29 protein-coding genes are annotated in these 26,300 nt (G+C 62.4%); 16 read left to right on the top strand and 13 right to left on the bottom strand.

The annotated features are described in order from the left end of the window. Nucleotides 1–40: 40 nt before the first annotated feature. The 9 genes from ACE3PP_RS21140 to ACE3PP_RS21100 all read left to right on the top strand — a co-directional run bounded on the left by ACE3PP_RS21140 (nucleotide 41) and on the right by ACE3PP_RS21100 (nucleotide 7,633). The gene (locus ACE3PP_RS21140; protein WP_374385296.1) at nucleotides 41–526 is read left to right on the top strand and encodes a YajQ family cyclic di-GMP-binding protein; all 486 of its coding nucleotides are present in this window, start codon (nucleotides 41–43) and stop codon (nucleotides 524–526) included. 8 nt (nucleotides 527–534) lie between these two features. Beyond that, nucleotides 535–996, top strand: a complete 462-nt coding sequence (locus tag ACE3PP_RS21135; protein WP_374385295.1) for a GNAT family N-acetyltransferase — start codon at nucleotides 535–537, stop codon at nucleotides 994–996. A 10-nt stretch (nucleotides 997–1,006) separates the two neighbouring features. Then, nucleotides 1,007–1,354 carry a hypothetical protein gene (locus ACE3PP_RS21130; protein WP_374385294.1) on the top strand — a complete coding sequence of 116 codons (348 nt, stop codon included), beginning with the start codon at nucleotides 1,007–1,009 and terminating at the stop codon, nucleotides 1,352–1,354. Nucleotides 1,355–1,371: 17 nt separating this feature from the next. Beyond that, complete coding sequence (locus ACE3PP_RS21125; protein WP_374385293.1) at nucleotides 1,372–2,469, top strand: ABC transporter ATP-binding protein; 1,098 nt, start codon at nucleotides 1,372–1,374, stop codon at nucleotides 2,467–2,469. Then, the gene (locus ACE3PP_RS21120; RefSeq protein WP_374385292.1) at nucleotides 2,466–3,296 is read left to right on the top strand and encodes an ABC transporter permease subunit; all 831 of its coding nucleotides are present in this window, start codon (nucleotides 2,466–2,468) and stop codon (nucleotides 3,294–3,296) included. The genes ACE3PP_RS21125 and ACE3PP_RS21120 overlap by 4 nt, the downstream gene beginning before the upstream one ends. Then, nucleotides 3,293–4,111 carry a hypothetical protein gene (locus tag ACE3PP_RS21115; RefSeq protein WP_374385291.1) on the top strand — a complete coding sequence of 273 codons (819 nt, stop codon included), beginning with the start codon at nucleotides 3,293–3,295 and terminating at the stop codon, nucleotides 4,109–4,111. The genes ACE3PP_RS21120 and ACE3PP_RS21115 overlap by 4 nt, the downstream gene beginning before the upstream one ends. Then, a complete protein-coding gene (locus ACE3PP_RS21110) occupies nucleotides 4,108–5,520 on the top strand; it encodes an amidase (protein WP_374385290.1) in 1,413 nt (470 codons plus the stop codon). Before ACE3PP_RS21115 ends, ACE3PP_RS21110 begins: the two co-directional genes overlap by 4 nt. Before the next feature lie 92 nt (nucleotides 5,521–5,612). Continuing rightward, nucleotides 5,613–7,301, top strand: coding sequence for a thiamine pyrophosphate-binding protein (locus ACE3PP_RS21105; protein WP_374385289.1), 1,689 nt, complete (start codon nucleotides 5,613–5,615; stop codon nucleotides 7,299–7,301). Then, on the top strand, nucleotides 7,298–7,633 hold the full coding sequence (locus tag ACE3PP_RS21100) for a DUF1491 family protein (protein ID WP_374385288.1): 336 nt from the start codon (nucleotides 7,298–7,300) through the stop codon (nucleotides 7,631–7,633). Before ACE3PP_RS21105 ends, ACE3PP_RS21100 begins: the two co-directional genes overlap by 4 nt. Nucleotides 7,634–7,741: 108 nt before the next feature. Here the strand turns inward: ACE3PP_RS21100 and ACE3PP_RS21095 are convergent, their stop codons facing one another. From ACE3PP_RS21095 to ACE3PP_RS21080, 4 genes are read right to left on the bottom strand one after another with little or no spacing between them, the layout of a single operon-like run. Beyond that, nucleotides 7,742–8,200, bottom strand: coding sequence for a PspC domain-containing protein (locus ACE3PP_RS21095; protein WP_374385287.1), 459 nt, complete (start codon nucleotides 8,198–8,200; stop codon nucleotides 7,742–7,744). Then, complete coding sequence (gene pspB / locus ACE3PP_RS21090; protein WP_374385285.1) at nucleotides 8,197–8,433, bottom strand: envelope stress response membrane protein PspB; 237 nt, start codon at nucleotides 8,431–8,433, stop codon at nucleotides 8,197–8,199. The genes ACE3PP_RS21095 and pspB overlap by 4 nt, the downstream gene beginning before the upstream one ends. A gap of 60 nt (nucleotides 8,434–8,493) precedes the next feature. Then, complete coding sequence (pspA, locus tag ACE3PP_RS21085; protein ID WP_374385284.1) at nucleotides 8,494–9,165, bottom strand: phage shock protein PspA; 672 nt, start codon at nucleotides 9,163–9,165, stop codon at nucleotides 8,494–8,496. Between the two features lie 53 nt (nucleotides 9,166–9,218). Continuing rightward, nucleotides 9,219–9,371, bottom strand: a complete 153-nt coding sequence (locus tag ACE3PP_RS21080; RefSeq protein ID WP_374385283.1) for a hypothetical protein — start codon at nucleotides 9,369–9,371, stop codon at nucleotides 9,219–9,221. 147 nt (nucleotides 9,372–9,518) lie between these two features. Here ACE3PP_RS21080 and pspF point away from each other — a divergent pair, with 147 nt between their 5' ends. After that, nucleotides 9,519–10,511, top strand: a complete 993-nt coding sequence (gene pspF, locus ACE3PP_RS21075) for a phage shock protein operon transcriptional activator (protein WP_374385282.1) — start codon at nucleotides 9,519–9,521, stop codon at nucleotides 10,509–10,511. Here the strand turns inward: pspF and corA are convergent. After that, entirely contained in the window at nucleotides 10,506–11,477 is a 972-nt protein-coding gene (gene corA / locus ACE3PP_RS21070) for a magnesium/cobalt transporter CorA (protein ID WP_374385281.1), read from the bottom strand. The two genes, pspF and corA, sit on opposite strands and share 6 nt — an antisense overlap. Before the next feature lie 191 nt (nucleotides 11,478–11,668). Here corA and ACE3PP_RS21065 point away from each other — a divergent pair, with 191 nt between their 5' ends. The 5 genes from ACE3PP_RS21065 (at nucleotide 11,669) to ACE3PP_RS21045 (ending at nucleotide 15,862) form a co-directional block, all read left to right on the top strand. Beyond that, the gene (locus ACE3PP_RS21065; protein ID WP_374385280.1) at nucleotides 11,669–12,244 is read left to right on the top strand and encodes a sigma-70 family RNA polymerase sigma factor; all 576 of its coding nucleotides are present in this window, start codon (nucleotides 11,669–11,671) and stop codon (nucleotides 12,242–12,244) included. Further along, on the top strand, nucleotides 12,241–12,918 hold the full coding sequence (locus ACE3PP_RS21060) for a hypothetical protein (protein ID WP_374385279.1): 678 nt from the start codon (nucleotides 12,241–12,243) through the stop codon (nucleotides 12,916–12,918). Before ACE3PP_RS21065 ends, ACE3PP_RS21060 begins: the two co-directional genes overlap by 4 nt. Nucleotides 12,919–12,934: 16 nt before the next feature. Continuing rightward, nucleotides 12,935–14,227, top strand: a complete 1,293-nt coding sequence (locus ACE3PP_RS21055; protein ID WP_374385278.1) for a S8 family serine peptidase — start codon at nucleotides 12,935–12,937, stop codon at nucleotides 14,225–14,227. Between the two features lie 93 nt (nucleotides 14,228–14,320). Further along, nucleotides 14,321–15,091 (top strand): sulfite exporter TauE/SafE family protein, encoded by a 771-nt coding sequence (locus ACE3PP_RS21050; protein WP_374385277.1) that lies wholly within the window; start codon nucleotides 14,321–14,323, stop codon nucleotides 15,089–15,091. A 180-nt stretch (nucleotides 15,092–15,271) separates the two neighbouring features. After that, nucleotides 15,272–15,862, top strand: a complete 591-nt coding sequence (locus ACE3PP_RS21045; protein ID WP_374385276.1) for a hypothetical protein — start codon at nucleotides 15,272–15,274, stop codon at nucleotides 15,860–15,862. A 79-nt stretch (nucleotides 15,863–15,941) separates the two neighbouring features. Here the strand turns inward: ACE3PP_RS21045 and xsc are convergent, their stop codons facing one another. The 6 genes from xsc to ACE3PP_RS21015 all read right to left on the bottom strand — a co-directional run bounded on the left by xsc (nucleotide 15,942) and on the right by ACE3PP_RS21015 (nucleotide 23,685). Further along, on the bottom strand, nucleotides 15,942–17,717 hold the full coding sequence (xsc, locus tag ACE3PP_RS21040) for a sulfoacetaldehyde acetyltransferase (RefSeq protein ID WP_374385275.1): 1,776 nt from the start codon (nucleotides 17,715–17,717) through the stop codon (nucleotides 15,942–15,944). A gap of 108 nt (nucleotides 17,718–17,825) precedes the next feature. Next, nucleotides 17,826–19,310 carry a PLP-dependent aminotransferase family protein gene (locus tag ACE3PP_RS21035; protein ID WP_374385274.1) on the bottom strand — a complete coding sequence of 495 codons (1,485 nt, stop codon included), beginning with the start codon at nucleotides 19,308–19,310 and terminating at the stop codon, nucleotides 17,826–17,828. A gap of 114 nt (nucleotides 19,311–19,424) precedes the next feature. Further along, nucleotides 19,425–20,297, bottom strand: coding sequence for an ABC transporter permease (locus tag ACE3PP_RS21030; protein ID WP_374385273.1), 873 nt, complete (start codon nucleotides 20,295–20,297; stop codon nucleotides 19,425–19,427). Next, a complete protein-coding gene (locus ACE3PP_RS21025; RefSeq protein ID WP_374385271.1) occupies nucleotides 20,294–21,298 on the bottom strand; it encodes an ABC transporter permease in 1,005 nt (334 codons plus the stop codon). The genes ACE3PP_RS21030 and ACE3PP_RS21025 overlap by 4 nt, the downstream gene beginning before the upstream one ends. Continuing rightward, the gene (locus tag ACE3PP_RS21020) at nucleotides 21,291–22,376 is read right to left on the bottom strand and encodes an ABC transporter ATP-binding protein (RefSeq protein ID WP_374385270.1); all 1,086 of its coding nucleotides are present in this window, start codon (nucleotides 22,374–22,376) and stop codon (nucleotides 21,291–21,293) included. Before ACE3PP_RS21020 ends, ACE3PP_RS21025 begins: the two co-directional genes overlap by 8 nt. 142 nt (nucleotides 22,377–22,518) lie before the next feature. Beyond that, the gene (locus ACE3PP_RS21015) at nucleotides 22,519–23,685 is read right to left on the bottom strand and encodes an extracellular solute-binding protein (RefSeq protein WP_374385268.1); all 1,167 of its coding nucleotides are present in this window, start codon (nucleotides 23,683–23,685) and stop codon (nucleotides 22,519–22,521) included. Nucleotides 23,686–24,287: 602 nt separating this feature from the next. Here ACE3PP_RS21015 and ACE3PP_RS21010 point away from each other — a divergent pair. Continuing rightward, a complete protein-coding gene (locus ACE3PP_RS21010; protein ID WP_374385267.1) occupies nucleotides 24,288–25,388 on the top strand; it encodes a mandelate racemase/muconate lactonizing enzyme family protein in 1,101 nt (366 codons plus the stop codon). Between the two features lie 6 nt (nucleotides 25,389–25,394). Here the strand turns inward: ACE3PP_RS21010 and ACE3PP_RS21005 are convergent, their stop codons facing one another. Beyond that, the gene (locus ACE3PP_RS21005) at nucleotides 25,395–25,793 is read right to left on the bottom strand and encodes a type II toxin-antitoxin system death-on-curing family toxin (RefSeq protein WP_374385266.1); all 399 of its coding nucleotides are present in this window, start codon (nucleotides 25,791–25,793) and stop codon (nucleotides 25,395–25,397) included. Continuing rightward, complete coding sequence (locus ACE3PP_RS21000) at nucleotides 25,790–26,017, bottom strand: AbrB/MazE/SpoVT family DNA-binding domain-containing protein (RefSeq protein WP_374385265.1); 228 nt, start codon at nucleotides 26,015–26,017, stop codon at nucleotides 25,790–25,792. The genes ACE3PP_RS21005 and ACE3PP_RS21000 overlap by 4 nt, the downstream gene beginning before the upstream one ends. Nucleotides 26,018–26,300 lie beyond the last annotated feature (283 nt).

The raw sequence follows: 26,300 nt of genomic DNA, 5'->3' as shown, positions 1-26,300 counted from the left end.
CGAGCTGTGGCAGATTTCAAGGATATTTCTGGAGGTTCCGATGCCGTCATTTGACATCGTTTCGAAAACCGAACTCGCCGAGGTCGAGAACGCCGTCCAAGGCGTCGTGCGCGAGATCGGCACACGTTTCGATTTCAAGGGCTCGCATTGCACGATCGAGCGCAAGGAAGCGGTCATCACCATCAATGCAGATGACGATCTGAAATTGAAGCAGGTGCAGGAACTGCTGCGCGTCCATATCACCCGCCGCAAGCTCGACCCCGGCTGCCTCGAATTCAAGGACGAGCAGAAGGCGACGGGCAATTCGCGCCGCCAGGAAGTGGTGGTCAAGCAAGGAATCGAACAGACCTTGGCGAAGAAGATCGTCAAGGACATCAAGGACAGCAAGTTGAAGGTCCAGGTCTCGATCCAGGGCGACGAATTGCGCGTCACCGGCAAGAAGCGCGACGATCTGCAGGATGCGATTGCCTTTGTGAAGGGCCTCAAGATCGAGCAGCCGCTTCAGTTCACCAATTTCCGCGATTGAGGCAGACCTTGCTCACACCGATCATCCGCATCGAAAATCCCGACCAGCCAGATGTGCGCACCATGCTGGCCGAGGGCGATGCCTATTACGCCACCCTCTATCCGGCCGAGAGCAATCATCTGGTCGATGTCTCGACCTTGCAGGGGCCTGAAACAAGCTTCTATGTCGCCCGCGTCGACGGTGCCTTGCACGGCATCGGCGCCATTCTGCGCCAGCGCGATTACGCCGAGATCAAGCGCATGTATGTCGACCCAAAGGCGCGCGGCCTGAAACTCGGCAGCCGCCTCCTCCACGCGCTCGAGGCCGATGCGCGCGCCGTTGGCATGCGCTGCCTGCGCCTTGAAACCGGCGTCAAGCAGCCCGAAGCGATTGCGCTTTACAGCAAGGCCGGCTTCCGTGAAATCGGCCCCTTCGGCAGCTATCAACTCGATCCCAATTCGCTTTTCATGGAAAAGCACCTCACGGCATAGGATTTCCGATATGGCGCTCAAAAAGAACCCGCTCAACCTCAACGCGCTGCAATTGAAGACGCTGACCCTGTTTCAGGCCCTGTCCGGCCTCGACGGATACGCCTTGCCCGGGGAAGAGCCCGGCCATACGCTGATCCAACGCCTGCCGCATGCGCATGGCGACCACTTCCATCTCGGCCCCTGGGTGATTTCTGCGAGCGACGCGACGGGCCTTGGCAACGACGCCGCCTGGAAGGCACTGGAGCGTAAGGGCCTCATCCGTTCCATGTATCCGATGGCCTGCATCCTGACACCCGCCGGCCACGCCTATGATACCGGATTGCGCCAGGCGATCCTGCACGAAGCGCATCATCATTGAGCGCCGGCGGGCCGAGCATGAACACGGCCAGCCATCTGGATCTGCGCGACCTTTCGGCCGGGGCGGTCGCTGGTGTGCTCGACGGCTTCTCGGCCGAAATCGCTCGTGGTCAGATGTTGGCTGTCGTCTCGCCGGAAGCCGCATCGCTGCGCACGCTGATCGACCTCATCGCCGGATTTGCCCGCCCGCACCACGGACGCATCCTCCTTGATGGCAAGGACCTCGCACTGCGCGCGCCGGGCGAACGCGGATTCATGTCGCTGCGCGCCCATCTGGCCCTGTTCCCGCATCTCGATGCCCGGGCCAACATCGCCTTTCCATTGGAACAGCGCGGCCATGACCGCGCCGAATGCAATAACCGCCTGCAGCGCCTCGTCGAAGAAATCGGGATTGCGCCCGATCAATTGGGCCTGCTGCCTGGCGCGCTCGACCCAGTCATGTCCTTGCGCGTAGCGCTTGCCCGCGCCTTGGCGGGCGAACCGGAGGTCCTGCTGCTGGAACGGCCGCTGCAATCCCTGCCCTCGGCTGCGCGGCGCGCGTTCCTGCCGGAATTGAAACGCCTGCACCGGCAATTCGGCATCACAGCACTTCTCGCCACCGATGATCTGGCCGAAGCGATGGCTCTCGCCGATTCCATCATCGTCCTTTCCGGCGGTCGCGACGTGCAGCGCGGCCGGCCCGACGAGCTGTTCAGCAAGCCGGCCAATGCCATCGTCGCGCGCCTCGCCGGCCCCTGCAACTTGCTGCCCGTCGATATCGTGCCCGGTGAAACCAAGATCGACGTGAGATCCCCCCTGCTGCAATCGGGCGGTGGCGAGATGCCGCGCGAACGCTGCCATCCGGGCCTTGGGGCCGGTCCCGCCTTGCTCCTGGTGCGGCCCGAAGTGGTGCGGCCGTTCCTCGGCATCCGCCGCTTCGACATGCTGACCGACGGCAGCATCGTCGACGTGATGCCGCGCGGTGGCGCCGCACAGATCCGTGTCGCCGTCGACGGTTTGCCGGCAGGTATCATGGCCGAGATTCCCTTGCCGTCCCCCTTCCCGCTCGAAAGCGGTCGCCGCGTAACGCTGGGCTGGAACCGAACCGATTCATACCTGTTGCCGGCCGAGCCATGATCGCCAAGGGAAGCGACCTGCCGAATGCACCACGGGGCATCTTCCTGCAGGTCGCCGGTATTGCCTTGCTGCTGCAAGCGATTGCGCTCATGGTCCCGCTCGCCGGTGCTGGATGGCTCAGTCTTCAGGCAGAGAGTGATGGGGCATTGAGCTTCACCGCCTGGACCCGGCTTGCTGGTTCGCCTGAAGCGCGCGCGGCCCTGTTCAACAGTCTGCTTCTTGCTGCTGTGACGGCGGTAGCGACTGTTCTTCTTGGCATTCCACTCGCCTTCGCTGTTTTGCGCGCGCGGCGCTGGCTGGGGCGCCTGCTACTTGCCGTCATTCTCATTCTCTGTTTCGCCGATCCGGGCATCCGCATTCTGGGTTGGATGCTGGTATTCAAGGATCTGATCGCGTCCGGGACATTGCCATTGCTCCTCGGTGGCGGCTTCATCGCCGAATGCATTGCCGCCACCCATGCCTGGCTGCCACTCGCCACCATCATCCTCCTGGCCGGTTTCGCACGCGTCGATCAGGTCGTGCTCGACGCAGCCCGCGAATGCGGTGCCACGGCCTTCACGCTGCTACGACGCATCCTGCTGCCGCAGAGTTGGTTCGTGGCAGGATTCGCTGCCGCAGTTACCTTTTGCGGATCTCTTGGCAGTTTTCTCGAGCCGCGCCTCCTGGGAACCGTCGACGACCAGCAGGCCAGCGAGTGGTTGCAGCGGGCATTGGAATCGGAGACAGGCTGGCCCTATGCAGCCACCATGCTGCTGCTGATGCTCGTTCTGTCCGTACTGCCCCTCCTGGGGCTGCTGTTCCTGCGCGCGCGCAAGGTGATGGCATGACCCGCGGCGTCAATCCCGTTTCGCGCTGGCTGCTGAGTTGCCTCGCTTTGCTTTTGCTGCTGTTTCTGCTGTCGCCCATCGCGGCCATTTGCGGGATCGGCCTCTATTATGCGCTGGGCATCTTTCTGGTCGCCGATATCGGTCAGCTCGACGCAGCGCTCGGCAAGGAATCCGGCATTGCCCCCGCCCTGATGATGACGCCGCTGACAGCCCTCGGGGTCAGCCTGCTCGCAACACTTTGGGGATTGGCTCTCGCCGCACTCTGGCGGCACTGGCTGGCACGCCGGCGCTATCCGTTGCTGCTGCTGTCGGCCCTTCCTTTTCTGCTGCCGCGCTTCGGTCTCGGCGCCCTCTTCCTCCTCGCCTGCCTCAAGCTTGCGCAATGGGGCGGCAACGCCTTGGGGCTGCCGCTAGTCGCCGCGAGCCAAGCCGCCGTCGCCGCCCCGATGGTGGCGGCCCTCCTGTGCATCGGCTGGCGTCGTGTCGATCCCGATTGGCGCCGCACGGCGCTCGAGGCCGGCGCCGACGAATGGACCATCTTCAGCCGCCTGACCTTGCCGGTCCTCAAACCCTACCTCGTCTTCGGCGCGCTGCTTTCCGCGCTCCTGTCACTGGGCGACTTTTATCTCAGCAATGCGCTTTCGGGCGATGCGGTGCTCCTGCCCGGCGCGGTCTTCTCTGGTGTCGCCCAGAATGTCTCACCGCTCTATCATGCCCTTGTCGCCTTGATGGTGCTGGTCGATCTGCTGTTTCTGATTTTCGTCTTCCGCGGCCTTGGCCGCCTCAACTTCGTTCGCAATGGGATGCGCCCGTGACCGATCTCGATCTCTGCTACACGCCCGCCACCGAACTTGCCGCCCGCATCCGTGCCGGCAGCCTGTCGCCCGTCACCATCGTCGAGAATGCGCTCGAGCGGATCGCCACCGTCAATCCGACCCTCAATTGCTTCTGCTTCGTCTATGCCGACGAGGCCTTGGCCCAGGCGCGGCAGATGGAAGCCGAAGCGAAGGCCGGTCACTTCCGCGGGCCCCTTCATGGCGTTCCCTATGCCCTGAAGGACCTCACGCCGACCAAGGGCAAGCGCACGACGCTCGGCTCTTACGCTTACGAACACTGGGTACCGGATCATGACGCGCCGATCGCCGAGGCGTTGGCAGGTGCCGGCGGGATCCTCATCGGCAAGACCACGACACCGGAATTCGCCTATTCGAGCTTCACCGAAAGCCCGCTCTGGGGCATCACGCGCAATCCCTGGAACACCGAGCGCACGGCCGGTGGTTCATCCGGCGGCTCGGGCGCCGCTGTCGCCAGCGGTTGCGTGCCGTTCGCCGAAGGCTCCGACATGGGCGGCTCCGTGCGCATCCCCGCAAGCTTTTGCGGCATCGTCGGCTTGAAGCCGAGCTTCGGCCGCATCCCCTTCACCATCCTCCCCAGCCAGTTCGACCAGCTGTCGCATTTCGGTCCACTTGCCCGCACCATCGGCGATGCCTGTCTCTTCATGCAGGTGACGCAAGGGCCGGATGATCGCGACATCCAATCGCTCACCACGCCACTCGATTTCACCGGCCCGCTGCCGAGTGACCTCAAAGGGCGCCGTCTCGCACTCCTGCTCAAGGTCGGCAATCATGTCTGGCATCCTGAGGTCGAGGCCGCCGTGCGCCGTGCTGCGGACAGTTTCGCCAAGGCCGGGGCCATCATCGAGGAAGTCGAGCTCCCCTGGGGCAAGGACGAGGACGAATTGTGGTCGGCGCATTGGGGCGTGTACCTTGCCACCTTCTTCGGCCATGTGCTGGAAGAATATCGGGCCAAGATGGACCCCAATGTGGTGCGCCTCATCGAGAACGGCTTCGCCATGAACGCGGTCGAATTCAAGAAGATCGAGATCGTCCGCACCCGCATGTGGGGCGAGATCCAGCCGATCCTCGCCCGCAACGAGGCGATCCTGACCGGTACCATGTGCCAGCCGGCGGCCAAGGTCGGCCGCAACGATACCGAATATTGGCAGCTTGACGCGCAGGGCCGCTATCACGCTCTCGATTTCACCTCGGTCTGGAACTTCGTCAGCCCCTGCCCGGCTCTCTCCGTGCCGGCGGGCCTGACGTCCGAAAAACTTCCCATCGGACTTCAGATCATCGGGCGGCGGCATGATGACCTGGGCGTTCTCGGCCTCGGCGCGGCCCTGGAGAAGCTCCAACCCTGGTGGGACCGCCGGCCGCCACTCTAGATCCCCGCCGCCCCTTGCCAAGCCGGGGCAAAAGGCGCTAGCCCTAGCCCCGCAATTCCCGAACTTTGATCTGTGAAATCTAGGTGCAGTCCATGAGCAAAAATGTGAAGCCGCGCAATGGCGGCAGGATCCTGATCGATGCCCTCATCAGCCACGGCGTCGAGCTGGCATTCTGCGTGCCGGGCGAAAGCTATCTGGCTGCCCTCGATGCCCTGCATGATGTCCAGGACAAGATCAAACTGGTCGTCTGCCGCCAGGAAGGTGGCGCCGCCTATATGGCCGAGGCCTATGGCAAGCTCACCGGCAAGCCCGGCATCTGCTTCGTGACGCGCGGCCCCGGCGCCACCAATGCCTCGGTCGGCGTACACACGGCGTTCCAGGATTCGACGCCGATGATCCTGTTCATCGGTCAGGTGGCGCGCGATCAAGTCGAACGCGAAGCCTTCCAGGAAATCGACTTCCGCCGCATGTACGGGCAGATGGTCAAATGGGTGGCCGAGATCGACGATGCCGCGCGCATTCCCGAACTGGTGAGCCAGGCATTCCACCGTGCCGTCAACGGTCGGCCCGGTCCGGTCGTCCTCGCCTTGCCGGAAGACATGCTGACCGATATCGCCGAAGTAGGCGATGCGATGCATTACAAGGTGAGCCGCGCACATCCGGGCGAGGAGGAAATCGCCGACTTCCGCGCGCTGCTCGCGAAGGCGCAGCGGCCGCTGGTCATTCTGGGCGGCGGCGGCTGGGACGCCGATGCCGTCGCCGACTTCCGCACCTTTGCCGAGGCCAACAATCTGCCGGTCGGCTGCGCGTTCCGTTGTCAGGATCTCTTCGACAATACGGCGGCGAACTATGTCGGCGATGTCGGTATCGGTATCAACCCGAAGCTTGCCCAGCGCATCAAGGAAAGCGACCTGCTGATCGCCGTGGGGCCGCGCCTCGGTGAAATGACGACTTCAGGCTATACGCTCATCGACATTCCGGTTCCCGCACAGAAACTGGTGCATGTGCATGCCAGCGTCGAGGAACTGGGCCGCGTCTATCAGGCGACGCTGCCGATCAACAGCGGCATGGCGGCCTTCGCTCGTGCCCTGCGCAAGATGGCGCCGGTCGATCACAAGGCGTGGGATGCTTGGACCACAGCGGCGCGCGCCGACTATGTCGAGAATATCAAGCACAGCCCCGTCCCCGGCGATTTGCAGATGGGCGACATCATGGCCTGGCTGCGCGAGCGCCTGCCGGCCGATGCGATCCTCACCAACGGCGCCGGCAATTATGCGACCTGGAGCCACCGCTTCTATCAGTATCGCAAGTTCCGCACCCAGCTCGGCCCCACCAACGGCTCAATGGGCTATGGCGTGCCGGCCGGTGTCGCCGCAAAGCTCGCGGCCCCCAGCCGCATCGTCGTCTCCTTCAACGGAGATGGCTGCTTCATGATGAACGGTCAGGAACTGGCAACCGCCGTGCAATACGGCGCCAATGTCGTCTTCCTCGTGATCAATAACGGCATGTACGGCACCATCCGCATGCACCAGGAAAAAACATATCCCGGCCGCGTCAGCGGGACCGAGCTGCACAATCCGGATTTCGTGGCGCTCGCCAAGGCCTACGGCGCCCATGCCGAACTGGTCGAGAAGACGGCGGAGTTCGCGCCGGCCTTCGAACGCGCCCTTGCCGCCGGGAAGCCGGCCTTGCTCGAACTCCGCATTGATCCGGAAGCGATCACGCCGAAGGCTTCGCTCACTGATCTTCGGAATGCAGCGTTGAAAGCCCAGAAGGCGTGAGCGACAGGCTCGCCACCGAGCTCTACGTCAAGGCGCATGTGCGCCAATGTTTCGCCAAGGGTCTGACCGCGATCATCGCGCATAAGGGCGACGATTGGGGCGGCGCCATTCTGGTGAAGCTCAATCTGCTGGGACCCGGCTGCCGCCTACTCAACCAGACCCGCGATGCCGATGGCGAGATCGCCTGGCTGCCGGTGCAGGGCGGCGCGCTCCTCAGCGAGCGCGACGCCGACGATTATATCGCCAAGGCGGTGAACCGGGATCCCGATCTCTGGGTGGTCGAAATCGAAGACCGCACCGGCACCAACCCCTTTCCGGGCAAGATTCTCTGACCTGATGCAAACGCATCATCCCCGGGAGAATCATTCCCGGGGACCCACTGCAATCGGGGGGAGGGAGTGGATGCCCGCTCTTCACCCGGGCATGACGCGGGGAAACGGCTAGGCTTCGCCCATCTGCCGGAAATCGCGGCGCAGATGGAATTCCTGCGACGTTACCTGCGCTTCCATCGCCCCGGCCCGTTCCTCCAGTTCCTTGAACTTGGCGCGCAAGGTCGGGAAGGAAAGATCGGGCGGCAAATCCTGATAACGCGACGCCCCGGCGGTCGGCTCCGCCGGTTCGGCTTGGCTCGCTGTCTGCGGCGGCAATTCTTCCGCCTTGATGAAAAAGGTCGCCAAGCCATAGGCGATGAGGATCGGCATCGGCAGGAAGATGAGGCCGAGCACTGCGGCGATCCGCACCCACTTCACCTTGATGTCCCAATAATTGGCAATGCCGGCGCAGACGCCGCTGATCTTCCCCCGCGCCCCGTCACGCCGCAATTTCTTGAACGTGTCGAAGGGAGAAGGTCCACCTTCCCGGTGCCAACCTTTCTGCCAATGTCCGTGCCCGCATTTCATTTCTGTGTCTCCCGCCAGCCCGGCGCCTCGGCGTCGAGCAATTTCTCCAGATTAGCAACGCGGCCTTCAAGCCGCTGTGCCACGGCCCACATTTCCTTGACGCTCTTCTCGTCGTTGGCGCCGTTCGACTGCTGCCGCTTCCAGATCGTGCGGTAGTGAAAGATCAGCCACAATGGCGCCACGACCACCATGAAGATGATCGCCGGCACGGACAGGAACTCGAGGAAACTCATAGACGATACCTTCGGGCGGATGGGCGGTTGCGATGGCGCTCAGCCAGAACATAGTCGGCCTTACGCCTTGTGCTCGGAGCGGAGCTTGTCCTTGAGCGCCTGCAACTCTGCATCAAGGCCGCTTTCGGCTTCAAGGTTTGCAAACTCCTGTTCCAGGGTTTTACCCTGCCCCATATCGTAAACCTCGGCCCGACCTTCAAGCTCGTCGATCTTGGCGTGCAGGGCGTCATAGCGCGCCAACGCGTCATCGACCCGGCCATCGGCCAGCGTCTGGCGCACCTGGACCCGCTTCTGGGCGGCATTGAGGCGGATGAGGAGCGCCTTCTGCTTGGCCTTGGCCTCCTGCAGCTTCGACTGCAACCGCGCCAGATCCTCGTCATGCCGCGCCAGCGCGTCGTCGACTGCCTTCAATTCGCCGCGCATCGCATTGGCGGTATCGGCGAGCTTGCGCTTGGCCAGCAAGGCCCCCTTCGCCAGATCATCCCGGCCCTTGGAAATGGCGAATTCCGCTTTCTGGGCCCAATCGGCCTCAGCTGTCGCCAATTGCTCCAGGCGGCGCTCAATTTCCTTCTTTTCCGAGATGTTCTTCACCGCCGCCGAGCGCACCTCGACCAGCGTGTCCTCCATCTCCTGGATCATCAGTTTCGCCATCTTTTCGGGGTCTTCCGCGCGGTCCAGCAGCGCGTTGAGGTTGGCGTTCACGATGTCACTGAGGCGCGAGAAAATGCCCATATTGCTTGTCCTTTATCGAAATCGAATGGTCGTGATGGAGGGGGAGGATCAGATCAGAAGAGGAAATGGCCGAGCGCGATGCCACAGCCGAAGAACACCCAGTCGGAGGCCGTGCGGCCGCGGAGATAGCCACGGATCCAATCGACCGCCCGATCGAGATCGGCGGCGATGCCGCGGCGGAAGCTGGGACTGGTATCGTCGGTCATGGGGAACTCCTCAAATGAAGATGCCCTCTAACAGCACGCCCCGTGCCAAATGCAGTCATGTGATATTTCAAATAGTTAGATGGATTTCCAATTCAAGTATGGCGAAATTAGCTATTCAATTTCGCCATTAATGACTATATTCGCCATATGGAGATCATCAGTAATCCTGACGCTGCCGGCACGACACCACTGCTCGGCTCGGACCCCGCCTTCCTGGAGGCGCTGGAGCATGTTTCACGCTTGGCCCAGCTCGACCGGCCGGCGCTTGTCATTGGCGAGCGCGGCACCGGCAAGGAACTGATCGCCGAGCGACTCCATTACCTCTCCCCACGCTGGGATGGCCCCTTTGCCAAGGTGAACTGCGCCGCCCTCACCGAGACATTGCTGGAAAGCGAACTCTTCGGCCATGAGGCAGGCGCCTTCACCGGCGCAAGACAGCGGCGGCGCGGCCGGTTCGAACGCGCTGATGGCGGCACTCTCTTCCTCGACGAAATCGCCACCGCCTCGCCGCGCCTCCAGGAGCAGATCCTGCGCGTCATCGAATATGGCGAGTTCGAACGCGTCGGCGGCGAACAGACCTTGAAGGTGAATGTGCGCGTTGTCGGCGCTACCAATGTCGATTTGCCGGAATGTGTCGCGGCCGGCAAATTCCGCGCCGATCTTCTCGATCGGCTCTCCTTCGATGTGGTGACGCTGCCCCCGCTCCGCGCACGCCCCGCCGATATTCTGGAACTGGGCGAGGCGTTCGGCATCCGGATGGCGAAGACCCTCGGCCACCCGCTCTTTCCGGGCTTCACCGCCTCATGCCGGCATGCGCTGCTCGATCATGCCTGGCCCGGCAATGTGCGCGAGCTCAGGAATGTTGTCGAACGCGCGGTCTACCGCGCCGGGCCCTCCGAGCAGCCCATTGCCGAGATCCAGATCGATCCCTTTGAAAGCCCGTGGCGCCCCGGCAGCGCCCCCCAACAACGCGCGCCTGAGATTCCAGTCGGCGATTTCACTGCCAGTGTTGCCGCCTTCGAACGCGACCTCTTGAGACGGGCCCTTGCCGGCCATGACGGCAGCCAGACCAAGGCGGCGCAGCAGCTTGGCCTCGGCTATCACCAGCTGCGGCGCCTCTTGAAGAAATACGCGCTATAGCCAGCCGGATCTCTTGAAGCGCACGAACAGCAAAGCGCAGACGGCCACGATCAGGCCGATAACGCCGAAATAGCCGTATTTCCAGGTCAATTCGGGCATGTTCTGGAAATTCATCCCATAGATGCCAGCCACCGCCGTCGGCACCGCGAGCATGGCGGCCCAGGCCGCCAACTGACGCATCACCTCGTTCTGCTTCATGGCACTCATCAGCATTTTGGTGTCGACCACCGTCTTGATGAGTTCGCGGAGGTTCTCGATGCGGTCGAGCAGGATCGTGCTGTGGTCCGATACGTCGCGGAAATAGGGATGCGTATTGCGGTCGATCAGCGCCATGTCATAGCGCATCAGGCGCTGGCAGATTTCCGGCAGCGGCGCCACCGCATGGCGCATGTGCAGGAGGTCGCGGCGCAGCACCGTGATCTCTTCCAACACATCCATCGTGCTGCGCCCGTCAAGTACCGCCTCCTCCAGCCGTTCGATATCGTCCTCGATACTGTCGACGATGGGGAAATAGCGGTCGACGATGAAATCCATCAGGGCATAGAGGATGAAATCCTCGCCCTTCTTGAAATTCTCCGGCGAATTCTCGCAGCGCGCGCGCACGTCGGAATAGCTCGTCGACGGGCCGTGGCGCACGGTGATGATATAGCCGCGACCGATGAAGAAGCTGGTCTCGCCCATCGCGACATGGCTTTCATCCATCTGCGCCGTCTTCATGACGACGAACATGGTCTCGGCATAGAGTTCCAGCTTGGGCCGCTGGTGGGCGCGATAGGCGTCTTCGACCGCCAGTTCGTGCAGACCGAAATAGTGCTGGAGCTTGGTCAGAACATCCTGTCCCGGCTCATAAAGGCCGATCCAGATCACCCGGCCCGGCTGCACCTTCATCTGCTCCGGATCGTTGATGTCCAGGCTGCCCAGGCGCCGGCCACCTTCATAAATTGCGCAATCGACGACGCGGCCCATCTCTGGCTGCTCCGGAAAGGGTGAAAAAAGGGCCCTTCAGCATTCCCTTTTCGACCCGATTAGACCACTAACCCGGCCCTGGCAAGCAGCCTATACAAGGCGGGGCTGTCGGATTACTTTCCCGCCCATCCCCTGCCGTTGAACCCAAGGGCGGGCTCGGACGACGGATGGAACAGGATGGCAGAGTTTCGATGAAGCTGGATGCGGGCGGCGCCACTTCCGATGGAAAGCTGCTGGACGGTATCGCCAAGGGCGACCGGACGGCATTTACCGAGTTTTACCAGCGCCATAACCGCGCCCTTTTCGCATTCCTGATGAAAATGGTCCGGGACCGGGAGCTGGCCGAGGAAGTCTTGAGCGAAACCATGCTCGACGTCTGGCGCCAGGCCGGGCGGTTCGAGGGGAAATCGTCGGTCACCACTTGGCTCTTTTCGATCGGCCACCACAAGGCCGTCAGCCGCCTCCGGCGCATGCGCGAGGTGGCACTCGATGAGGAAGTGGCGGCCAATATCGAGGATAGCGGCCCGACCCCGGACAAGCTCGCCTCGGACAAGGACATGTCGCGTTTGCTGGCGCGGCTCATCGAGTGCCTGTCGCTGGATCATCGTGAGATCCTGCAGCTGGCCTATTATCAGGAGTTTTCGGTCCAGGAGATCGCCGAAGTCCTCGATCTTCCGGAGAACACGGTAAAGACCCGCATGTTTTATGCCCGCCAGCGCCTGAAGGCGCTGCTCGAGCAGGCCGGAGTGAAAGGAGCGGTGGCATGAGTGCCCGGAACGACGAGAAACGCCCGCTCAGCCTGGAAGATGCACAGGAGCTGCTACCCTGGTATCTGACCGGCAAGCTCAGCAGCGCCGAAAGCGACGCCGTCGACGATATGCTGAAGGGATCGGCGGATCTCCGCTCCCAGCTTGAGACCGCGCGCGCCCAGCAGAACGCGGTCATCGAAAGCAACGCGGATGTCACTGGCCCCAGCAGCGCCAATCTCACCAAGCTGCTGCAGCAGATAGAGAGCACCAAGCAGCGCCGCTATGTCGTCGCCAACGAGCCGGGCTTCTTCGAACGCCTGCTCGGCAGCTGGGCGCGCCCCCGGCCGGCCCTGCAATTCGCCTTGGTCGCTGCCTGTGCCCTCATCGTCGCGCAGGGCGTGATGCTCTATCAGTTCCAGGGCAAGTCGCAGCAGGCTGGCGGTGATTACGCGACCGCCAGCGCCGGCGGCGAAGTCGCGATACCCGCCGCGAGCCTCATCGTGTCCTTCCGCCCCGACGTGACGACCGCGCAACTGGCACAGATGCTGAGCGAGATCGACGCCACCGTCATCGATGGGCCGAAACCGGGCCAGACCTTCATCCTGGGCCTTGCCGATGCGGCATCGCTCGACGGTGCCATCGCCAAGCTGCAATCGCGGCCCGATCTGGTCGCCAGCGCCCAGAAGCGCTGATCCAGGCTGGGGTCCGATGCGTCGCTTTTTCCTGGCAGGAATTTTGCTCGCCGCCTTGGCTGGTCCCGCGGCCGCACAGGTGCGCCCCGGTCCAGCTCCGGGACCGACCCCGACCATCCCCAATACCAACCCGAACCAGGGACCAGCCGCCTCGCTTCCCGATATCCTGGGGACCGAGGATGAGATTGCGTCCGACAAGCGCAAGAAAGCCGGCGGTGGCGACAACATCCCCAACGAGATCTGCGTGATCTTCGCCCCGGGCACCGACGCCGGCGTGCCCGATGGCTTTGCGGGCGATTTCAAACTCGAGCCGACGCGCAATTTCACCATGAGCGGCCTCGGCCTCAGGGTCTATCTGATGCGGGTCGCCGATGGCGCCAATCCGGAACAGGTCTTCGAGCGCGCCGCTGCCGATCAGCGCCCGCTCTGGGTGCAGAAGAACTACATCTATCAAAGCAGTGCCGGCGATGCTGCCGCCCAGCAATATGCGCTGCAACAGATCCGCGCGGACGCAGCCGCGGCAAAGGCCAATGGCGGCAGCGGCGTCAAGATCGGCCTCATCGACAGTGGCGTCGATCTGCAACATGAATCGCTGCGCGGCGCGCACATCAAGGGCATCGACGTAGTCGATGGCGGCGATGTCAACGCAGAGACCCACGGCACGGTGATCGCCAGCATCCTGGTCGGCCAGGGGCCCCTGCATGGTGTCGCACCAGCAGCGGACCTCATTGCCGTTCGCGCGTTCCACGAAGTCGACCCAAAAGTGGGTGCCGCGCAGAGTTCTTCCTTTCTGCTCTCGCAAGGCATCGATACGGCTGTGCGGGAGGGCGCGCAGGTCATCAATCTCAGCCTTACCGGTCCGCAAGACCGGCTGGTCGGGCAGATGGTCAACGAGGCCCTGATGCATAAAGTGAGCGTCATCGCCGCCGCCGGCAATGAAGGTCCCAAGGCCGCGCCTGCCTACCCGGCCGCTCAGGACGGCGTTATCGCCGTGACCGCGACCGACGCCAAGGATCATCTCTACAAGAACGCCAATCGCGGCGACTATATTTCGGTGGCGGCACCTGGCGTCGACATCCTCGGCGCCAAGCCGGGCGGCAGCTACGATTTCTTCAGCGGGACCTCGATGGCAACCGGCTATGTGACCGGGGTCGCCGCCCTGATGATGGCGAATGACCATCAACTGACCGTCACGCAGTTGCGAAAGGCCGTCGAAGCATCCGCCGTCGACCTTGGCCCGCCTTCCCGCGATCCGGAGTTCGGCGCCGGCCGCATCGATGCCGCGTCAGCCCTCGAGCAATTGCCCTAGGCATTCTTCGGCCAGCCGAATCTCTGCTGCCCCCATCGAAAGTCACAACTTGCCCTACCGGGCCTATGGGGCCTCGGCTAGAGTGCGAGCCGCATGCTCGACACACTCATCTCATTCGCCACCGACAACTGGCAGACCCTTGCCATCAGCAGTGCGGCCATCTTCCTGGCCGCCATCGTCCGCGGCTTTTCGGGCTTCGGCTTTTCGCTGCTGTCCATCACCGCCATTTCGCTGTTGCTGCCAGCGCGCGAGATCGTGCCCTCGATCTTCCTGCTGGAGGTCGCCGCGTCGATCAACCTCATCCCCAGCATCTGGCGCGAGATTGACTGGCGCTCGATCGGCTGGCTCCTGCTGGGCTATGTGATCGCGCTGCCCTTCGGCATATTCGCGCTCGCACGTTTCCCCGAAGTGCCGATGCAGCTTGCCATGTCCATCTTTGTGCTGTGGACCGCCATCATGATGCTGCGCGGCTTTCGCCTCGCCAAGACGCCGAGCGCCGCCGCCACGACCGCGACCGGCGCTGCCTCCGGCATCTTCAACGGCGCCTTCGGCATCGGTGGCCCGCCCGTCGTTCTGTTCTATTTCTCGACGCCTGCCGCCGCCGCCGTCAGCCGCGCCTCGGTCATCGCTTTCTTTTTATCGACCGATGTCCTCGGTCTCACCGGCCACTATTTCGAAGGCCTGCTGACGACCCAGAGCTTTGCCCAGTTCTTCGCCTGGCTGCCGGCCCTCCTCATCGGCGTCTGGGTCGGCGCCCACGGCTTCCGCCGCATCGACCAGGCCCTCTTCCGCCGTATGGTCCTCGTCATCCTGGCCGCCCTCGCCGTACTCAGCCTGGGCAAGGCGCTTTACGACTGGCAATAGTTCCCTCACATCTTCGAACATTGGTCGATATCAGCATGTAGCTAGAACTTGCATTCGGCGCATGCATTTGTCATATTCTACTTTTAATTGATTTTTGGTTACATATTCTTCTTCCCGTCACACAAGATTCTTTAGGGGGATCAGATGCAGAAGCGAGCTATGCCGACACTTAAGAAGAACATGGCGAACATCGCAAAATCGCTTCCCAAAAGCCCCTCCAAGGCCATAGAGCGCTTGATCATGAAGGCCCTCGAAGCGTCAGGCAAAGAGTATCAACGTATAGTTGAGGCAGGCACTTTCGACGTCAAACCGAAAGAAGATCAAATCAAATGCGCCATCTATTCCTCGTTCCGCGAAGAAGAATATTTGGTCCAAGTTGAAGCCGCGACGGCACGGCACGGCAAGCGATGTGATTTAAGGATCATTGGAAAAGCAGGCGATTCAATTGCAATCGAGATTAAGACGGCCTGGGCGGGTGTAAATTGGAACAACAAGCCGATAGAGCAAGGAAGTTCATGGCTAAAAGATGTGAAGAAGCTTTCATCGCTCGCCGACTTTGGTACGTCGGCAATAGTCGATCGCTTTTTTGTGTTGATGGTTGCGTCTCAAGATGATTGCGACAAGATCTTGGCAAGCCAAATCGAGGCCTTGAAAAATTGCGGGGCCACCTGCCTCAAAGAAACCAAGAAGATTGGCATTAACAATTGGAATGGATTGAACAGGCTCACCTTCTACCTGTTCCGCATCAAGCTGAATTGCCCGGCGAGCTGAACGGTCGAGTATTCTTCATGCCGCCTAAATGAAATAGAGGGCGGACTGACGTCCGCCCCCCTCAACATTCCACAGAGGATCAGGCGCCCTTCTGCGGACGCATGTCCTTCTTGTCGATGCCGGCGACGACGACCGGCTTCTTCATGGCGTCGCGGCGGAAGGGTTCGCCGAGCTCCTGGTTGAGGATCACTTCGATGAAGGTGGTAATGCCCTTCTTCTGCGCCTCGCAGGATTCCTTCAAGGCCGCCGTGAGTTCAGCTTGCGTCCGCGCCTGGACGCCCTTCAACCCGCAGGCTTCGGCGATCTTGGCGTAGGAAAGCTCGGGGTCGAGCTCGGTGCCGACAAAATTGTTGTCGTACCACAGCGTGGTGTTGCGCTTCTCGGCACCCCATTGGTAGTTGCGGAAGACGACCATGGTGATGCCCGGCCATTCCTTGCGGCCGACCGAGGTCATCTCGTTCATGCTGATGCCGAAGGCTCCGTCGCCGGCAAAGCCTACGACCGGCGTATCGGGGCAGCCGATCTTGGCACCGATGATCGAGGGGAAGCCGTAGCCGCAGGGGCCGAAGAGGCCCGGCGCCAGATATTTGCGGCCCTTCTCGAAGGTCGGATAGGCGTTGCCGATGGCACAATTGTTGCCGATGTCGCTGGAGATGATCGCGTCCTTCGGCAGGCCAGCCTGGATGGCCCGCCACGCCATGCGCGGGGATAGGCGTTCCGGCTGGCGGGTGCGCGCATCGTGGTTCCAGCTGGTGCCGGGATCGTCATCCTCATGGTCCATGCTGGACAAGGTCTGCAACCAAGCGGACTTGGTCTGGTGGATGAGCGCCTTCCGCTCCGCGCGGCCCGCATTGCCGGCCTCCGGCGTCAGCTGGGCGAGGATCGACTTCGCCACCTGCTTCGCATCGCCCGCAATGGCGACGCTCACCTTCTTGGTCAGGCCAATACGGTCCGGGTTGATGTCGACCTGGATGATGCTGGCATTCTTCGGCCAGTAATCGATGCCATAGCCGGGCAGCGTCGAGAACGGGTTGAGGCGCGTGCCGAGGGCCAGCACGACATCGGCCTTGGAGATGAGCTCCATCGCCGCCTTCGAGCCGTTATAGCCCAGGGGGCCAGCCGCCAGCGGGTGCGACCCCGGGAAGCTGTCATTGTGCTGGTAGGAGGAGCAGACCGGCGCATCGAGGCGTTCGGCGAGCGCTTGGCATTCGGGGATGGCACCGCCGAGGACGACACCGGCACCAGAGAGGATCACCGGGAACTTGGCGCTGGAAAGGAGCTTCGCCGCGTTCGCAATGGCTTCGGCGCCACCGGCCGGCTTCTCGATCGGGTAGATCTGCGGCAGTTCGATATCGATCACTTGGGTGAAGAGGTCGCGCGGGACGTTGATCTGCGCCGGGGCCGAGTTGCGGATCGCCTTCAGGATCACGCGGTTGAGGACTTCGGCCATGCGGGAGGCGTCGCGCACTTCTTCCTGGTAGCAGACCATGTCCTTGAAGAGGGCCATCTGCTCGACTTCCTGGAAGCCGCCCTGGCCGATCGTCTTGTTGGCGGCCTGCGGGGTCACCAGCAGCATCGGCGTGTGGTTCCAGTAGGTGGTCTTGATGCAAGTGACGAAATTGGTGATGCCCGGGCCGTTCTGGGCGATGCACATGGCGATCTTGCCGGTCGAGCGCGTGTAGCCGTCGGCGATGTAGCCGCCGTTGCATTCATGCGCCACGTCCCAGAACTTGATCCCGGCCTTGGGGAAGAGATCCGAAATCGGCATGAAAGCCGAGCCGATAATGCCAAAGACATGCTCGATGCCGTGCATCTGCATGACCTTCACGAAGGCCTCTTCCGTGGTCATTTTCATTGTCGTATGTCCGTTCGTTGGATGGCGTCGAAAAGCGATGCTGACACGATAGGCATGGTCCTGGCCCCTTCATAGGTCCAGGCGCCAGCGCCTACTTGGGCCAGGATTCTAGCGGGAAACCTCGCGCACGGCCTCAGCGAGAAGCCGGATTCCGGTCTCGATCCGCTCGGTCGGGATCGAGGAAACGCCGAGACGGCAGAAATTGGCCGGTCCCGGCTGGCCCAGGAAATGGACCGCCCCCGGCTCGATGACGACGCCGCGCTTCTCGGCCGCGGTGGCGATTGCCGCCATGTCGCAATCCTTGGGCCCCCGGATCCAGAGGGCCGTGCCCCCAGCGGTGAGATTGACGGTGAATTCCGGCAGGTGCCGGGCGATGGCGGTGACGGCGGCAGCCAGGCGCTCGCGATAGACGTTGCAGAGGCGCCGGAGCAGCGTGTCATGGTGCCCGTCGGCCAGGAACAGCGCCACCGTGCGCTGGTTGTTGGCGGCCGGGTGGCGGATCATCAGGCGCCGGAGCGCCCGGAGTTCCGCGATGAGCGGCTTCGGCGCCACCAGGAAGCCCATGCGCAGGCCCGGCGCCAGAGTCTTCGACAGGCTGGAGATGAAGATGACGCGGCCATGCCGGTCGAGCGATTTCAGGGCCGGCTGCGGCGACCCGGCATGGGTGAGCTCACTTTCATAATCGTCCTCGATGAGGAGGAAGTCCTTCTCGACCGCGCGCTCAAGGATGGCGTGGCGCCGCTCCAGCGACATGGTGACGGTGGTCGGAAACTGGTGGCTCGGCGTCACATATACATAATCGCAGCCGTCGAGCTGCGATCCCAGCATCAGTCCCTGTTCATCGACGGGCAGCGATACCAGGCGGCAACCGCGAAGCCCCGCAATATTGCGGGCATCGGTATAGCCGGGGTCCTCGATGCCGAAGACCGTCTTCTGGTCGAAGAGCAGTGTCGAGAGCAGATAGAGCGCCTGTTGCGCCCCGACCGTCACCAGGATCTCGTCAGCCCCCACGCGGACACCGCGGCGCGGCAGCAGGCGCGTGCGGATCTGCTCGATGAGGAGCGGATCGTCCTCGGCAAAGCGGTCGTTGGCCCATTCCCGGACCGAATTGACGCTGAGCGCCTGCCGCGAACATTCGCGCCAGGCGGCGAGCGGAAAGAGGGTCTGGTCGATCTGACCGTAGATGAAGGGATAGGGATAGTCCTGCCAGTTGGCCGGCTTCACGACATTGCGCTGCTGGGTGGGGCGGCATTTGAAGCGCGCCGTCCAATCCGGCGCATCGCTGCCCCCACCCTCCGGCCGCGTCACCAGTTCCTTGGGGCGGGCGGAGAGGATATCCGGATTGACGAAGAACCCGCTCCGCTCCTTGGCGATGAGGAAGCCTTCCTCGGTCAAATCCTGATAGGCCAGCACCACCGTGTTGCGGGCGATCTTCAGCGATTGCGCCAGCGCCCGGCAGGAGGGGAGCGGACTGCCCGCCGGGATCTGGCCGTCGAGGATGGCCGAGACCAGCATGCGCCTGAGCTGCGCCTGGAGGGTCGTCGTGCGATCATGCTCCAGGTGAAACAAAATTGCGCGGCTATCGTGACCCACTGCCCTGCCCCCGCTGTCTGACTGGTACCGATAGGGCCAGACCGATCTGGCTCTATTGGCACCACGTCAACACAAGCTGGCCCCAATGGCAACCGCCTGTTGCAATTCTGGCCCCTAGGCTGGCACCTCGTCGCGCTCGGCGATGAGGGCTTCGCGCTGGGCGCGCTCGGCCTGCTGCTGCTCACGCCGCTTCAGGATTTCAAAGACGATGGCCCCCACCAGCGAGATGCTGATGATGATCACCGCCAGCGCCGACAGCGCCGGGTTGGTCCCCTGCCGCACCTCGCCCGCCAACACCGTTACCAGCGTCTTGTCCGCCAGGATCGAGAAGGTGGTGGTGTTGTAATTCTCGAACGAAGACAGGAAGCCGATGACGATCGACGAGATGACGGCGGGTTTGAGGAACGGCAGCAGGATGTGCCAGAAGACCTGCGGATAGGAAGCGCCGAGATCGAGCGCCGCCTCTTCCTGCGACCGGTCGAAACGGGTCAATCGCGCCATGAAGATCAGCAGGCAATAGGCCGAGACGAAGCTCGCCTGGCCGAAGATCGTCAGGATGATGCCCTTGTAGAAGGTCTCCTTGGTGAAGTCCGTAAGACCCAGCATGTCCTTCCAGAAGATCACCGTCGAGATGCCGATGATGACGCCGGGCGTCAGAAGCGGCGAGATCGTCACCAGGTAATAGAGGCTCCGTGCCCGGTAATAGATCTGGTTCATGATGATGGCGGCGGCAAGGCCGATCGGCACGGCAAGCGACACCACGCCGAGCCCGATGATGACCGAGTTCTTGAGGCCGTCCATCATCGACCGGTGGTTCCACAATTTCACGAACCAGTCGAGCGTGAAGCCTTCGAACGGATAGGCCTGCGGATAGGCCGGCGTGTTGAAGGCGGTGACGCTCATCACCAGCAGCGGACCGAACAGATAGAAGAAGAAGAGGAAGATGTAGAACCCGATCATCCCCCTCATGATGGTCTTGGAATTCATCGGATCGTCTCCCCCAGCGACACTTTGAAGAGACGCAGCAGGAGCATCACCAAAGCGATACAAACGGCAAGCAGGATGAAGGCATAGGCCGCACCTCTCGCCCAGTTGAAGTTCTGGAAGAAGAAATCATAGATGATGGCGGTGAACCACAGCATGCGCGGCCCGCCCAGGAACTGCGGCGCCGCCAGCGACCCCGCCGACAGCATGAAGACCATGGTGCAGCCCGACGCGATGCCGGGCTTGGCATAGGGGATGACCACATCCTTGTGGATGCGCCACCAGGGTGCGCCGAGGTCCCGCGCCGCCTCGATCTGGTTCTTGTCCAGGCTCTCGATCGCGTTATAGAGCGGGAACATCATCACCAGCAGATAGGCGTAGGAAAGGCCGACATAGAGGCCGGTATTGTTGCCGAGGAAATCTACGGGGACATCGGTGAAGCCCGACCACATCAACACCTGGTTGATGAGCCCCTTCGACGCCAGCAACAGGCGCAGCGCGAAGGCGCGCAGGATCTCGTTCACCCAATAGGGGACGATGAGGCACAGCATCAGCAGGCGCACCTTCTGCGGCGCCCCGGCCTGGGCCATGTAATAGGCGAGCGGATAGCAGATGCAGAAATTGAGCGCTGTGACGATGATCGAGACGAAGATCGTGAAGCCCAGCGACCCGATATGCAGCCAGTTGATCCCGGCATCATGCTTGTTGAGCAGGAAGGACTGGTACTGCGCGATGGTCAGGATGTCGTCCGGTCCGCCGCGCTTGGTCGGCGGCAATTGCGGATGGAAGCTTTCGACCACCATGTAGAGATAAGGGAGGCCCACCAGACAGAGGGTCCAGAAGGCGACGAGCGCGATGAAGACGATGCCCAGCACCGTCCCGTTGCGCTCGAAGAAGCCTTTCCGCGTCGGGTCGGTATTGTTGCGGTACTCGAACTTCGCCATCGCCCAGAAAATGGCGATGATGATGATCGGTACGATGAAGACGAATGCGCGGCTACTCACGGGCCATCTTCCCTTCCGGCAGGACGAGACCCAGATCCGGATCGTAGGAGATGGCGGCCACCGCATCCTCGGTCGGGATGTTGGCACCATCCCGGCGGCCGACCGTGACGGTCACGTCCTTCTTGCCGATGCCTTCCAGGAAGACGTGGGACATGTTGCCTTCGAAGGCGACGCTCTTGACCTTGGAGTGGAATGTGGCATCCGCGGCACCGGGGGCGAGGCGCGCCGATTCCGGGCGGATGAACAGGATCGCGCGGGCACCGGCCTGCAGCCCCTGGCTGTTGCGGCCGCGCAAGGGCCCGAACGGCGTATCGACCACCGCATAGCCGCCCTCGGCGCGCGTCACCGTGCCGGCAAAGGCGTTGTTCTCGCCGACGAAGGAAGCGACGAAGGCCGTCTTCGGATCGTCATAGACTGACTTGCCGTCGGCCACCTGCTGGATGACGCCGTCGCTCATGACCGCGATCCGGTCCGACATGGTGAGCGCTTCGCCCTGGTCGTGGGTGATATAGATGAAGGTGATGCCGACCATCTGCTGGATGGCGCGCAGCTCGTTGCGCATATGCTGCCGAAGCTTCAGATCGAGTGCCGAGAGCGGCTCGTCGAGCAGCAGCACCTTGGGCTGCACGGCCAGCGCCCGGGCAATCGCCACGCGCTGCTTCTGCCCGCCGGAAAGCTCGCTCACCAACTTGTCGCCCTGGCCAGGCAGCGCAATGAGTTCCAAAAGCTCGTCAGCCTTCTTGCGCCGCGTCGCCTTGTCGGCACCGCGCACGCGCAGGCCATAGGTGATGTTCTCGGCAACGCTCATCAGCGGGAACAGCGCCAGGTTCTGGAAGATCAGCGCCGTCGGCCGCTTGTTGGGGCCGCTGCCGCGCATGTCCTGTCCGCCGATCCGGACCGTCCCTTCGGACGGTTCCAGGAACCCCGAGACGGTACGCAGAATCGTGGTCTTCCCGCAGCCGGACGGCCCCAGGAAGGAAAAGAACTCGCCGCCCTTGATGTCGAGTGTCGCGTTATCGACAGCCGTGAACTCACCGAAGCGGACCGTAATGTGGTCAAGCTCGACGCCCGCACTCATATCGTATCCCTGTTCTTGTTTTATTGTTGTCGTTGGGTGAAAGCCTCCGCGCCGGCCTTCATGAGACCGGGCTTGTCAGAGGCCCACCGAAAATGAGTCAGCCCCGGCGAACCGGGGCTGACCATGCCATTTCGAGACGCGGTTACGCGGCTTTGAACTGATCGACGTACTGGCTGCGGATTTCCGCGTACCAGGCGGGTTCCGCCGGCCAGGGCCAGATGTTCTTCAGCGCATCGCCCGGATAGGCGTCCTGGAAGTTCTTCTTGAACGCTTCCGAGGTCAGCGCGTCGCCGCCGGTGACGACCGGGTTGTAGTTCGAGCCATCGGCCACCTGCGCCGAAACTTCCGGCGTGTGGAGATAGTTGATGAACTCGTAAACCTGATCGGTGTTCTTGGCGGCCTTCATCATGGAGAGACCGTCGATCCACACGATCGCGCCTTCCTTGGGCGAGGTGTAGTTGACGGGCTTGCCTTCCTTCTTGAGGGTCAGCGGCGGGCCGTCCCAGGTCTGGCCGATCCAGACATCGTTCTCCATCAGGCCCGACTTGGTGTTATCGGCCGAATCCCAGAACTGCTTCACCCACGCCTTGTGTTCGATGGCGAACTTCAGGATCGGGTCCCAGACCTTCTTGAAGCTGTCTTCGTCCTTGTAGCCGTCGAGCATGCGGTTCGAGGCCTGCTTGCCTTCGGCATCCCACCACAGGCCGATGGCCAGCAGGAACGAGTGGCCGCGGCCCTGCGTGTGGCCCTTCACATCGTCGGCCCACAGCGAACCGTAGGACAGCTTGGAAAGGTCGCCCTTGTAGAGGTCGGTGCGGTACGAGATCGCTTCCGAACCCCAGCAATGCGGCACGTGATAGAGACCGCCATCCCAGGTCCACAGCTTCTCCGACGCGCCGATCATCGACGGCACTAGGTCCGACGCGTGCTTGAACTTGTTGGTGTCATAGGGCGCCAGAACCGCGAGGTCCTGATATTGCGGCGCGCGGTTGCAGGTCGGCTGGCACAGGTCGAAGCCTTCGCCGCCCGTCGCCTGCAGCTTGTTGATCTGCTCTTCATTCTGCGAGAACGGGGTCTGGTTGACCTTGATGCCGGTCGCTTTTTCGAAGTTCGGAATCACCGGATCCGGAAATTCGTCCGACCACATCAGCAGGTTCAATTCGCCCGAGGACGAGAACGCATTCTTGACGAGCATGGGGGAGCTGAGACCCACGGCGCCGACGGCGGCCGCAGAGCGCAGCATCGTGCGCCGGTTGAACAATGCGGCACGCATCGTCTCCTGCGCGGAACTCAGTACCTTCTTTGTCATTCAGACCTCCCTGTTGACGACCGGGCGGGATGCCCGGCCGCTACAAAATCCCTGTTACTCTTCACTTCTTACGGCCATTCCCGTGCGTTTCCCGCCTTCGTCCCGTGTTCGGCTTTTCTTTGGGGATGGCACGATACTCTTACATCTGGACCGGAAAAAGTGAATGCTCTTGGTCAGGTGCCGGCGACGGAAAGCTATCCTGCCCCCGATCGGTCCTGACTCGATTTTTTCTTATGCTGGAATGGTTCCGAACAGCGCCCGAAACCCGGGCGCGCGCCATCCCCTTGCCGCCTGCTACCGGAAACGTGACATCACGCAACATCGGTCTCTCCGCGAGAGGGGGGGGGGGGTATGGCCAGATACGGATCCTGCCGAGGTTTTACCGCACTCGCGAAATAGCCGCAAGCAGACCCGTACCTATAGCACTCATAGGGCCGGCCACTGGTTGGGCCTAGACCCAATGAAACGCCATTCTTGGGGCCAGTATATCAGCCACGGCCCCACCCCGGCCGTCACGAAACCGTCATAGGGCGGAACAGCTGGTCAATTGCGGGGTCCACCGACTGCGACTAGATTTGCCGCCGCAATCAACGGGGGATTTCATGAAGATCAAGTCGCTCGAGACTTTCACCAACCGCGCTGTGGGCTTCGTCCGCGTCACCACCGATGACGGGCGCCAGGGTTGGGGCCAGGTCTCGACCTATAATGCCGACATCACCTGCCAGATTTTCCACCGTCAGGTGGCCCCCTACGCGCTGGGGGCGGACGCGCTCGATATCGAGAGCCTCGTCACCACCATCCCCGAACGCGAACATAAGTTCCCCGGCTCCTATCTGATGCGTGCCCTCACTGGCCTCGACACGGCGCTCTGGGACCTGCGCGGCAAGATCGAGCAGAAATCGGTCTGTGAATTGCTGGGCGGCAAGCCACGCCCTTTCCCGGTCTATGCCAGTTCCATGAAGCGCGGCGAGATCACGCCGAAGGATGAAGCCGCGCGCTTCATCAAGCTGCGCGACCAGCACGGCTACAACGCCTTCAAGTTCCGGGTGGGCAAGGAATGCGGCCATGACCAGGACGAATGGCCCGGCCGCACCGACGAGATCGTGCCCTTGATCCGCAAGACGCTCGGCGACGATGTGCGCCTCCTCGTCGACGGCAACAGCGGCTACACGCCGAAGAAGGCGATCGAGGTGGGCAAGATGCTGCAGCAGCACGGCATCATCCATTTCGAGGAGCCGTGCCCCTACTGGGAATATCATTGGACCAAGGAAGTGAAGGAAGCGCTCGACCTCGACGTCACCGGCGGCGAGCAGGATTGCGATCTCGCTCTCTGGCGCTTCGCGATCGACATGCGCGCGGTCGACGTGGCACAGCCCGACGTCTGCTATCTCGGCGGCATCAACCGCACGCTCAAAGTCGTCGAGATGGCGAAGAAGGCAGGCCTCCCCATCACACCGCACTCCGCCAACCAGTCGCTGGTCACCGTCTTCACGCTGCACCTCATGGGCGCCATCGAGAATGCCGGCCCCTATGTCGAGTATTCGATCGAGGGCACCGATTATTATCCGTGGGAACCGGGCCTCTTCGACCCCGTGCTCGTCGCCAAGGACGGCAAGGTCCAGATCCCCGAAGGCCCCGGCTGGGGCGTCGAGATCCGCAAGGACTGGCTCGACAAGGCCCAATATCAGAAGAGCGAGCTGTAACGAGTCCTATCGCCCGGTATCGCGCGCGACATTGGCGGCCAGGAAGGCCGCATATTGATGCTCGTCGAGTGTACCGGCGGCGAGCGCGATAACGGCTTGGGCCGCCTCGGCCTGATGAGCGGTGAAACGATAGCGGTTGAGTTCGAGGAACAGGATTCCGAGCACGAAGCCCGTGCGCTTGTTGCCATCTACGAAAGGATGGTTGCGCACAATGGCTGCCGTATGCAGGGCCGCGAGAAAGATGACGTCCGCTTCATCGGTATAGGCTGCATACTGTCGCGGCCGCGCCAATGCCGAACTCAAGAGCGCCGCGTCGCGAACACCCGGCGCACCGCCATGCAAGACCAACAAACGTTCATGCAGGATGAGGGCTTCACGTTCCTCGATCCAGATCGGCCCTGTCATTTGGCGAGGACATGCAGTGTGTCGCGGTAGCGCTGCATAATGTCCTCAGCCATTGCCATCTTCTCTTCAAACGCGGGATCGAAGGGCACCAGCCGATACCCACCCTCCGGCTCCTCGGTCAGATATAGCGCCGCGCCATCCTCGGTGTTGAGGCGCGCGATCACCTCCTTGGGCAAGACGACTCCCAACGAATTGCCAAAGCGGCGAACCTTGAGTTCCACCATGCGAGCCTCCTAGCGAGTTATGACGAGTGTAATAACATGCGTGGCAGTCAGCAATATAAGCGCAGCGAGCCTGACGATCCCTGAACAAGTTCCTATTTTGTTCTTGACAAAGAACTAGGAATGTTGTACTAATAGAGCTGTGCACACATCACCCTGGCTCCCCATCCGGAGCCGCTCGGTTGTCCCTCGGCGCAAGTCCAGCGATGGGCGCAGGCCGAATGCATCGGCCCCTGTTTGAGAGGGGCAGGCTTGGTCGGCGGCCACAAGGCCCGATCCCCCGGAT

This window comes from Dongia sp. (genome assembly GCF_041910485.1).
Classification (GTDB): Bacteria; Pseudomonadota; Alphaproteobacteria; order Dongiales; family Dongiaceae; genus Dongia.
The sequence above is the reverse complement of the archived record's forward strand: the minus strand, read 5'-3'. Positions and strand labels throughout refer to the sequence as shown.